The 8901-nt window shown below is 72.1% G+C and carries 8 protein-coding genes; all 8 read left to right on the top strand.

Translation table 11 applies throughout. From position 1 onward, the window contains the following. The first annotated feature begins 32 nt into the window (after positions 1 to 32). The 8 genes from ACWD0J_RS35240 (at position 33) to ACWD0J_RS35275 (ending at position 8777) form a co-directional block, all read left to right on the top strand. Positions 33 to 533, top strand: a complete 501-nt coding sequence (locus ACWD0J_RS35240; protein WP_451499932.1) for a GNAT family N-acetyltransferase — start codon at positions 33 to 35, stop codon at positions 531 to 533. Between the two features lie 149 nt (positions 534 to 682). Beyond that, on the top strand, positions 683 to 1459 hold the full coding sequence (locus tag ACWD0J_RS35245; protein WP_451499933.1) for a carbonic anhydrase: 777 nt from the start codon (positions 683 to 685) through the stop codon (positions 1457 to 1459). 205 nt (positions 1460 to 1664) lie between these two features. Then, positions 1665 to 2477, top strand: coding sequence for a restriction endonuclease (locus ACWD0J_RS35250; protein WP_451499934.1), 813 nt, complete (start codon positions 1665 to 1667; stop codon positions 2475 to 2477). A gap of 74 nt (positions 2478 to 2551) precedes the next feature. Continuing rightward, complete coding sequence (locus ACWD0J_RS35255) at positions 2552 to 2989, top strand: helix-turn-helix domain-containing protein (RefSeq protein ID WP_451499935.1); 438 nt, start codon at positions 2552 to 2554, stop codon at positions 2987 to 2989. A gap of 10 nt (positions 2990 to 2999) precedes the next feature. Next, entirely contained in the window at positions 3000 to 3416 is a 417-nt protein-coding gene (locus ACWD0J_RS35260) for a VOC family protein (protein ID WP_451499936.1), read from the top strand. A gap of 188 nt (positions 3417 to 3604) precedes the next feature. After that, positions 3605 to 6007, top strand: coding sequence for an ATP-binding cassette domain-containing protein (locus ACWD0J_RS35265; RefSeq protein WP_451499937.1), 2403 nt, complete (start codon positions 3605 to 3607; stop codon positions 6005 to 6007). A gap of 380 nt (positions 6008 to 6387) precedes the next feature. Further along, positions 6388 to 6591, top strand: a complete 204-nt coding sequence (locus ACWD0J_RS35270; RefSeq protein ID WP_451499938.1) for a cold-shock protein — start codon at positions 6388 to 6390, stop codon at positions 6589 to 6591. Between the two features lie 791 nt (positions 6592 to 7382). Then, positions 7383 to 8777: a Tat pathway signal sequence domain protein gene (locus ACWD0J_RS35275; RefSeq protein WP_451499939.1), complete on the top strand. Its 1395-nt coding sequence runs from the start codon at positions 7383 to 7385 to the stop codon at positions 8775 to 8777. Positions 8778 to 8901 lie beyond the last annotated feature (124 nt).

Raw genomic sequence — 8901 nt, forward strand, 5'->3', positions numbered from 1 at the left:
GCGCCCGGCCGACGGCGTGTGATGCTGGCGCGATGACTGATCGACCCGAGGTGACCATCGTCCGCTGGCCGGACCAGGCGGCTTCCGCCGAGGCCGGTCTGGCCGGTTTGCTGGCGGCCTACCATCTGCGGACGGAGGCCGAGAAGGGCGAGGCCGTTTCCGGCGTGGCGGGGCTGCCCGGCCGGTACCGGGCCGAGGTCTCGGACCCGCGGACCGCGTTCGTGGACGATGCCGTCCTGCTGGCCCTGGGCGGAGACACCGTCGTGGGCTGCCTGGTGGTCACCGCCCCCGCCGACGGACGGTCGGAGATCAAGAGGCTCTGGACGGATCCCGCGTGCCGGGGCCGGGGCGTCGCGTCCGGCCTGATCGGCGCCGCGCTGGCGCACGCCGCGGACAGCGGCGTCGGCACGGTGCGGCTGTCGGTGTGGAAGTGGCGGACCGACGCCATCGCCCTGTACGAACGGTTCGGTTTCACCGTCACCCCGTCATGGGACGAGCGGGAGCAACTTGTGTGCATGCAGCGCGCCGTGTGAGTCGGCGAGGCGTCGACGGCGCTCCGGAGTCAAGGGCACCACTGGAGCAGGCCAACAGCACACTAAAGACCGACCATGATCTCACCATGCCCCGCCATGATTGGGTAACGGGAGCGGCCGGACGCGGACCCGGGCATACGGTCCTCTCCGTGAACTCCGAAGTCACCCCCCATAGAGCCGTCGGCCTGCGGCGCACCGCCTCCGCCGACGCGCAGTCCGCCGCCCCCGCCCCCGCCCGCCGTTCCCTGCTGCGCGCCGGACTGACCGGGGCCGCGGCACTCGGCGCCGGCGTCACGCTCGGTGCGACGCCCGCCGCCGCCACCCCTCACACACCGCGGCGGCCCGGCACGCCCGCGGAAGTACTGCGGGCACTGGCGGCGGGCAACCGGCGATGGCGTACGTTCCACGAGACGCACCCGGACGAAACTCCCACGGTGCGACAGACCCTGACGACGGGTCAGCATCCCTTCGCCGTCGTCCTGGGATGCGTCGACTCCCGTGTCCCGCCCGAGCTGGTCTTCGACCAGGGCCTCGGCGACCTGCTGACCGTGCGGTCCGCCGGGGAGGTCCTGGACGAGGCCGTCCTCGGCAGCGTCGCGTACGGCGTGCTCGAACTCGGGATACCGCTGGTCATGGTGCTCGGCCACCAGTCGTGCGGCGCCGTGCGCGCCGCCGTGGAGGCGGACGTGTCCGGCGCACGGCTGCCCGCCCACATCCAGTATCTCGCCGACCAGATACGGCCGGTGATCGACCACGGCCAGGAAGGGGACGCCCGCGTCGACGCGACCGTCGACGCCCAGGTCCGGGCCGTCCGCGCGCGCCTCGCGGCGGAACCCGACCTCGCGGCGAAGGTGGCTGCCGGACACCTGGCCGTCGTGGGCGCCCGGTACGAACTGACGACCCAGCTCGTCCACCGCATCGCCTGACCACCGCGGGTGCGGCGCCCGGCGGTCCGCGCGCCGCACCCGCACCGTGCACGGCCTGGGGCCCCAACTGCGCGGAACGCCGGAGAAGTTCGTCCGGACGCTGAGGCGTCCACGCGGGATCGGCCATGGACACGATGAAGTAACTGATCTTGGGCAGACGGCGGGAGTGATCTTCGTATCGACCCCGTGAGGAGTCCGCACCGCCATGGCCACGCCCGTACGCCGCCCCCGATCCGCCGACCGCCGACGCCGCCCGTTCGACCTCCGCCGGACAGCCGCCTTCTTCTGCCTGCTCGCCCTCGCCGTGATCATGGTGGGCCTCCTTGCCCGTGCGGCGGCCGACGCCGTCGAGCGACGCCCCGCCTGGGCCTTGGTGCTCGGCCTCGTCGGGGTGGCGCTCGCCCTGGCCCTTCGGCGCGGCCGGCACCGGATCTCCGTCCGGAGGGCGGCACGCCGGGCCGCCGCAGCACTCGATCAGGGGGCGGGCACGGCGGTCGACGTGCTGGCCACTGCGCCGGCCGTGAGCACCGCCGAGACGCTGCAGCCCCTCGTCGTCGACGTCGGCGGTGACGAGACGGTCGTCCTCCCCCGCGACGCCGCGGCCCCCCATGACGCCCTCGATCCGGAGGAGTTCGAGGAGGCGATAGCCGCCCTGTGCGAACGGGACGGGTGCTCGGACGTCGAAGTCGTCGGCGGTGCGGGCGACCTCGGGGCGGACGTCCTGGCCGTCGCACCGGACGGACGGCGCGTCGTCATCCAGTGCAAGCGCTACGGCGAAGCCCACCGGGTCGGCTCCCAGGATCTGCAGCGCTTCGGCGGGACCTGTTTCACCGTCCACGAGGCCGATCTCGCCGTCGTCGTCACCACCAGCGACTTCACCGCTCCGGCTGTCGAGTACGCCGAACAGTGCGGGATCGTGTGCTGGGACGGGCAGGCCCTGCGGGCGTGGGACGCCGGCACCGGTCCGACGCCCTGGGAGTCATGGACCGCGGCAGGCCAGGAGCCGGGGGATGCCTGACCGGTGCTTCAGCCGCCGCCCACCGGCATGACCGGCACCGGCCACGCGGGACTCCGCCGTGCCATGCTGGTGCGGTGACGCTCTCCGACCTGGTCCGGCTCCGCCGGGCCCGCGACATGATGGACCGCGACTACGCCGAGCCGCTCGACGTCCCCGCGCTGGCACGCGAGGCCCTCATGTCGCCCGGCCACTTCTCCCGCAGCTTCCGCGCCGCGTTCGGGGAGACGCCGTACAGCTACCTGATGACCCGCAGGATCGAGCGGGCCAAGGCTCTGCTGCGGCGCGGTGACCTGTCGGTGACGGAGGTCTGCTTCGCGGTCGGGTGCACGTCGCTGGGGTCGTTCAGCTCGCGGTTCACCGAACTGGTCGGCGAGAGCCCGAGCGCGTACCGGGCCCGGCCGCACGACGCGGGTGCGGCCATCCCCGCCTGCGTCGCCAAGGTCTTCACGCGGCCGGTCAGGAACGCCGGACCGGTCAGGAACGGAGAAGCGAAGAAGCCCACCCGTCCGTAGCCTGAGCTGCATGGACATCAAACTCTCACAGTGTTTCATCGCCGTCGACGACCACGACAAGGCGCTCGCCTTCTACCGGGACGTGCTCGGACTCGAGGTACGCAACGACGTCGGCTTCGAGGGGATGCGCTGGGTGACGGTCGGCTCGCCGTCGCAGCCCGACGTGGAGATCGTGCTGGAGCCGCCGGCCGCGGACCCGAACACCTCGCCGGCCGACCAGCGGGCCCTGGAGGAGTTGCTGGCCAAGGGCATGCTGCGCGGCGTGATCTTCTCGACCGACGACTGCGACGGCGTCTTCGAGCGCGTCCAGGCGTCGGGCGCCGATGTGCTGCAGGAGCCGGTCGACCAGCCGTACGGGGTGCGCGACTGCGCCTTCCGTGATCCCGCGGGCAACATGCTCCGCTTCGCCCAGCACCGCGCCAGGTGAGCCGGACGCCGACCGGCCACCGCACCGGCCGGCGTCGGTCCGCGGCCAAAAGCGGAACCTTCGCGCCCCAACTCCCCTGCACCCGGGGTGAGTCACGGAAAAGAACAGACGTACGCCCCGCAGCTGGTTAGATCGAGCCAGGCGGCGCCGACGGCGGAAAGCGGCCCGGCCCGACAGATGGAGACATGATGAGCAAGGCCCCGAGAACGCACACCCGGTCGCCTGAGTCGCACGTTGCCGACAGCCACGATCTGATCCGCGTGCACGGCGCGCGCGAGAACAACCTCAAGGACATCAGCATCGAGATCCCGAAGCGCCGGCTGACGGTGTTCACCGGCGTCTCCGGCTCGGGCAAGAGCTCGCTGGTGTTCGACACGATCGCCGCCGAGTCGCAGCGGCTGATCAACGAGACCTACAGCGCCTTCGTGCAGGGGTTCATGCCGACGCTGGCCCGGCCGGAGGTCGACGTACTGGACGGGCTGACCACCGCGATCACCGTCGACCAGCAGCGGCTGGGTGCCGACCCCCGCTCCACCGTCGGTACCGCCACCGACGCCCACGCGATGCTGCGGATCCTCTACAGCCGGCTCGGCGAGCCGCACATCGGCCCGCCCAGCGCGTACTCCTTCAACACCGCCTCCGTCCGGGCGAGCGGTGCGATCACCGTGGAACGCGGCAACAAGACCAAGGCGCAGAAGGCGACGTTCCACCGCACCGGCGGCATGTGCACCCGCTGCGAGGGCCGGGGCACGGTCTCCGACATCGACCTCACCCAGCTCTACGACGACTCCAGGTCGCTCGCCGAGGGCGCGTTCACCATCCCCGGCTGGAAGTCGGACAGCCAGTGGACCGTGGGGCTCTACGCGCAGTCGGGCTTCCTCGACCCGCACAAGCCGATCCGCGAGTTCACCAAGAAGGAGATGCACGACTTCCTCTACGGCGAGCCGACCAAGGTGAAGGTCAACGGCATCAACCTCACCTACGAGGGCCTGATCCCCAAGATCCACAAGTCGTTCCTGTCCAAGGACAAGGAGGCGATGCAGCCGCACATCCGGGCCTTCGTGGAGCGGGCGGTCACCTTCACCACCTGCCCCGAGTGCGACGGCACCCGGCTCAGTGAGGGCGCCCGGTCGTCGAAGATCAAGGGGATCAGCATCGCCGACGCGTGCGCGATGGAGATCCGCGACCTGGCCGAGTGGGTCCGCGGCCTCGACGAGCCGTCGGTGGCGCCGCTGCTCACCGCGCTGCGGCAGAGCCTCGACTCGTTCGTGGAGATCGGCCTCGGCTACCTCTCGCTGGAGCGGCCGTCGGGCACGCTGTCGGGCGGCGAGGCGCAGCGCGTCAAGATGATCCGCCACCTCGGCTCCTCGCTCACCGACACGACCTACGTCTTCGACGAGCCCACCATCGGCCTGCACCCCCATGACATCCAGCGGATGAACGGCCTGCTGCTGCGGTTGCGGGACAAGGGCAACACGGTGCTCGTCGTGGAGCACAAGCCGGAGACGATCGCCATCGCCGACCATGTCGTCGACCTCGGCCCCGGCGCCGGCACGGCGGGCGGCACCGTCTGCTTCGAGGGGACCGTCGAGGGGTTGCGGGCCAACGGTACCGTCACCGGCCGCCACTTCGACGACCGGGCCACCCTCAAGGAGACGGTGCGCAAGCCCACCGGCGCGCTGGAGATCCGCGGCGCGACGACGCACAACCTGCGGGGTGTCGACGTCGACATCCCGCTCGGGGTGCTCTGCGTGGTCACCGGCGTCGCCGGCTCCGGCAAGAGCTCGCTGATCCACGGTTCGATCCCCGCCGGGGCCGGCGTCGTCTCGGTGGACCAGGGAGCGATCAAGGGCTCGCGGCGGAGCAACCCGGCGACGTACACGGGACTGCTCGAACCGATCCGCAAGGCGTTCGCGAAGGCCAACGGCGTGAAGCCGGCGCTGTTCAGCGCCAACTCCGAGGGCGCCTGCCCCACCTGCAACGGCGCCGGTGTCATCTACACCGACCTGGCGATGATGGCCGGCGTCGCCACCCCCTGCGAGGACTGCGAGGGCAAGCGGTTCCAGGCCGAGGTGCTCACGTACACCTTCGGCGGCAAGGACATCAGCGAGGTGCTGGCGATGTCGGTGACCGAGGCCGAGGAGTTCTTCGGTGCCGGTGAGGCCCGCACACCGGCCGCCCATGCGGTCCTGGACCGGCTCGCCGACGTCGGGCTCGGCTACATCAGTCTCGGCCAGCCGCTCACCACGCTCTCCGGCGGCGAGCGGCAACGGCTCAAGCTGGCCACCCACATGGGCACCAAGGGCGGCGACCGCCTCGTCTACGTACTCGACGAGCCGACCACCGGCCTGCACCTCGCCGATGTCGAGCAGCTGCTCCGTCTGCTCGACCGGCTCGTCGACTCCGGCAAGTCGGTCATCGTCGTCGAGCACCACCAGGCGGTCATGGCGCACGCCGACTGGATCATCGACCTCGGCCCCGGCGCGGGGCACGACGGCGGCCGGATCGTCTTCGAGGGCACCCCCGCCGACCTCGTCGCCGACCGCTCCACCCTCACCGGCGAGCACCTCGCGGCCTACGTCGGCGCCTGACCGGTCTCCGGGCGGCCGGCGAGCTGCACACCCACCCCGGCCGGACCGCCCACCGCACCCCCGGCCACCTGCCGCGACCGGGCCGCCCACCGCAACCCGGCCCCGTGCGGCTGCGGTGCTGCGGCCGACGCCGGCCCGGCAGCACGGAAGCGGGGCCGCACCCGACCCGCGGCCCTCGGGCGGGAATGAATCCGCAAGCGAGCCGGTTGTCCCAGGTGGTCGCAGTTTCACTCGTGTGTTTGTGTCAGTCGCATGCTCGCAGAGAACGATGGTGCGGGCGCGAAGCTTGTCTTCCAGGTCGCTGGAGCCAGCCGCGTCGCGAACCGGCCGGGGCCTCGCACGGTGCGAGGCCTTCACCCAGCCCCTGAAAGGGAGCAACCATGACCCAGGGAACCGTCAAGTGGTTCAACGCCGAGAAGGGCTTCGGCTTCATCGCCCAGGCCGACGGCGGTCCGGACGTCTTCGTGCACTACTCGGAGATCGACAGCTCCGGCTTCCGCAGCCTGGAGGAGGACCAGAAGGTGGACTTCGAGATCGTGCAGGGCCCCAAGGGCCCGCAGGCCTCCCGCGTCCGCGCACTCTGACGGCGTGGCAGGTCCGGCCTGCCCCAGCTGACGCACACCGAGGGCCGGCACCGACAGGTGCCGGCCCTCGGCATGTCCCGGGCTTCCCCCGGGGGTTTCCGGCGGGCGGCGCGGCCGCTCACCCGGGCCCTGCGGACTCCGGCCAGCGCACACCCATCGTGCCCGTGACTCGACAGCCGTCCCGGAACAGGCAACTGTCAAGTCAATCGCTTCCCCTGGCCGCAGTGCCCAAAGTGCCCGGAGTGCCCGAGTGAGGAGCCGTCCATGTCCGCAGTCCGGTCCCCGGAGCCCGAGGTCCGCACCACCGCCGGGGCGGTGCGCGGCCGTACGGAGGACGGCCTGGCCGTCTTCCGCGGCACGCCGTGAGCCCACCGCCGAAGCCCTGGACCTGACGGCCCAACTCCGCACGGCGTGGACCTCGTTCGCCGCGTCGGGCGACCCCGGCTGGCCCGCGTACGACTCCCGGCAGCGCCTCACCCGGATCTTCGACACGCCGCCGTCGGTCACGGCGTACCCCGAGGAGACCTCCCGCCCTCTGTGGGAGGACCACACCTTCGCGGCGCTCCCGCTGCTGACGGCCTGAGCGGACGCGCGCGGGCAGCACCCCGCGCACGCACCCCGGATCCTCCGCCGGTCGGCCGCTCGGCGGACAGTGCTCCGAACTGACGCGGACGTCACAGGCGTTGACCGAAGCCCGGCGTGACAGCACAATGAGCGCGCACTCGTGAGAGCGCTCTCAACCACGCTCGCCGTCCCGTCCCGCAGCGCACCCCACCTTTTCGAGGAGACCCATGACCGGCAGCCAGGGCCCGGCACTCAGCCGTCGCGCGCTCATCGGGACCGGGCTCGGTGCCGGCGCCGCGGTCCTCACCGCGGCCGGCACCGGCACGGCCCGGGCGGCGGACGCCCCGTCCGCCGGCCATGGCTCCTCCCAGCGGCGGGCCCACGCCTTCCTGGCCGCCGCCATGGACGCCTATCCGGAGCACGGCCCGCTCCGGCTCACCCAGAGCTACACCGACCAGGCCGGCCTGTTCAGCACCGCGTTCACCTACGACAACGCTCTCGCGATCCTGGCCCACCTCGCGTCCCGTACCCAGGACGGCCGGTCCCGGGCCGTGGCGCTCGGCGACGCGCTGCTCTACGCCCAGACCCATGACCCCGTCCACGACGACGGCCGACTGCGGCAGGCGTACAACGTGGGGCCGTACACCTTCTACGACGGCTCACCGCAGCCGGACGGCTTCGTCCGGGCGGACGGCACGGCCAACGTCGGAACCCAGTTCGGCTTCACCGGCACCGCCGTCGGCGACATGGCCTGGGCCGCCATCGCGCTCGGCGCGCTCGCCCGCCGTACCGGCCAGCGGCGGTTCCTCACCGGCGCCGTCCGGGCGGGCGAGTGGATCGCGCGCGTCGGCCGCACCGACGAACCTCTCGGCGGCTACAAGTTCGGCGTCAACGGGGCCGACGAGAGACTGCCGTTCACCTCCACCGAGCACAACACCGACCTGATCGCTCTGTTCGGACAGCTCGCCCGGCTCACCGGCGACGGGGTCTGGCGGGAGCGGCGCGCGCGGGCACAAGCCTTCGTCAAGCGCATGTGGGAGCCGGCCGGGGGCTTCTTCTACACCGGCACCAACGACGGCGTGACCGTCAACACCTCGCCGATCCCCGAGGACACCCAGACCTGGACCCACCTCGCCCTCGCCTCGCCCGCGCACGCCCGTTCGCTGGACTGGGCCTCGACCGAACTGGCCGTCCTGGACACGGCCGACCGGCGCAACAGCACGGTGCCCCCGGGCCAGTCCTACGAGGGGGTCACGTTCAGCTCCGCCAGCCTGCTGGCGGACGAGGACGCCCCGATCGCCGAGGGCCAGCCCAGACCGGACCGCCACGGGGTGTGGTTCGAAGGGACGGCCCATCTGGCGCTGGCCCTGCGCGACCGGCGCGCTCCCGGGGACGAGGCCCGCGCCCGGCGGCTGCTCGCCTCGGTCGAGCGGGCCCAGGAACGGCTCGGCGCCGGCCAGACCGTCGGCGGCAGGGCGCTCGCCGCGCGGTCCGGAGTGGTCTCGGCGAGCAGCCCTCTCGACACCGGTTTCGGGTTCGGCTACTACCCCTACCGGCACGCCGGGGCGACCGCCTGGTACCTGCTGGCAGCCACCCGCACCAACCCCCTGCGGGTGATCTGAACGGACCATCGCTCCCTCACGGACGGGGGCCCGGAAGTACTTCTCGTACACCGGGCGCAGCAGGGACATCAGGACCTGGTCGGTCAGCTCCTCGTCGTAGCCGAAGTCGTCCACCTCGTAGTCC

Source organism: Streptomyces sp. NPDC003011 (genome assembly GCF_053591515.1).

Bases quoted from the DNA above. Each gene is read 5' to 3' on its own strand.
- ACWD0J_RS35250 (WP_451499934.1), top strand. From the start codon at position 1,665: ATGGCCACGCCCGTACGCCGCCCCCGATCCGCCGACCGCCGACGCCGC.
- ACWD0J_RS35260 (WP_451499936.1), top strand. From the start codon at position 3,000: ATGGACATCAAACTCTCACAGTGTTTCATCGCCGTCGACGACCACGAC.
- ACWD0J_RS35240 (WP_451499932.1), top strand. From the start codon at position 33: ATGACTGATCGACCCGAGGTGACCATCGTCCGCTGGCCGGACCAGGCG.
- ACWD0J_RS35270 (WP_451499938.1), top strand. From the start codon at position 6,388: ATGACCCAGGGAACCGTCAAGTGGTTCAACGCCGAGAAGGGCTTCGGC.
- ACWD0J_RS35275 (WP_451499939.1), top strand. From the start codon at position 7,383: ATGACCGGCAGCCAGGGCCCGGCACTCAGCCGTCGCGCGCTCATCGGG.
- ACWD0J_RS35265 (WP_451499937.1), top strand. From the start codon at position 3,605: ATGAGCAAGGCCCCGAGAACGCACACCCGGTCGCCTGAGTCGCACGTT.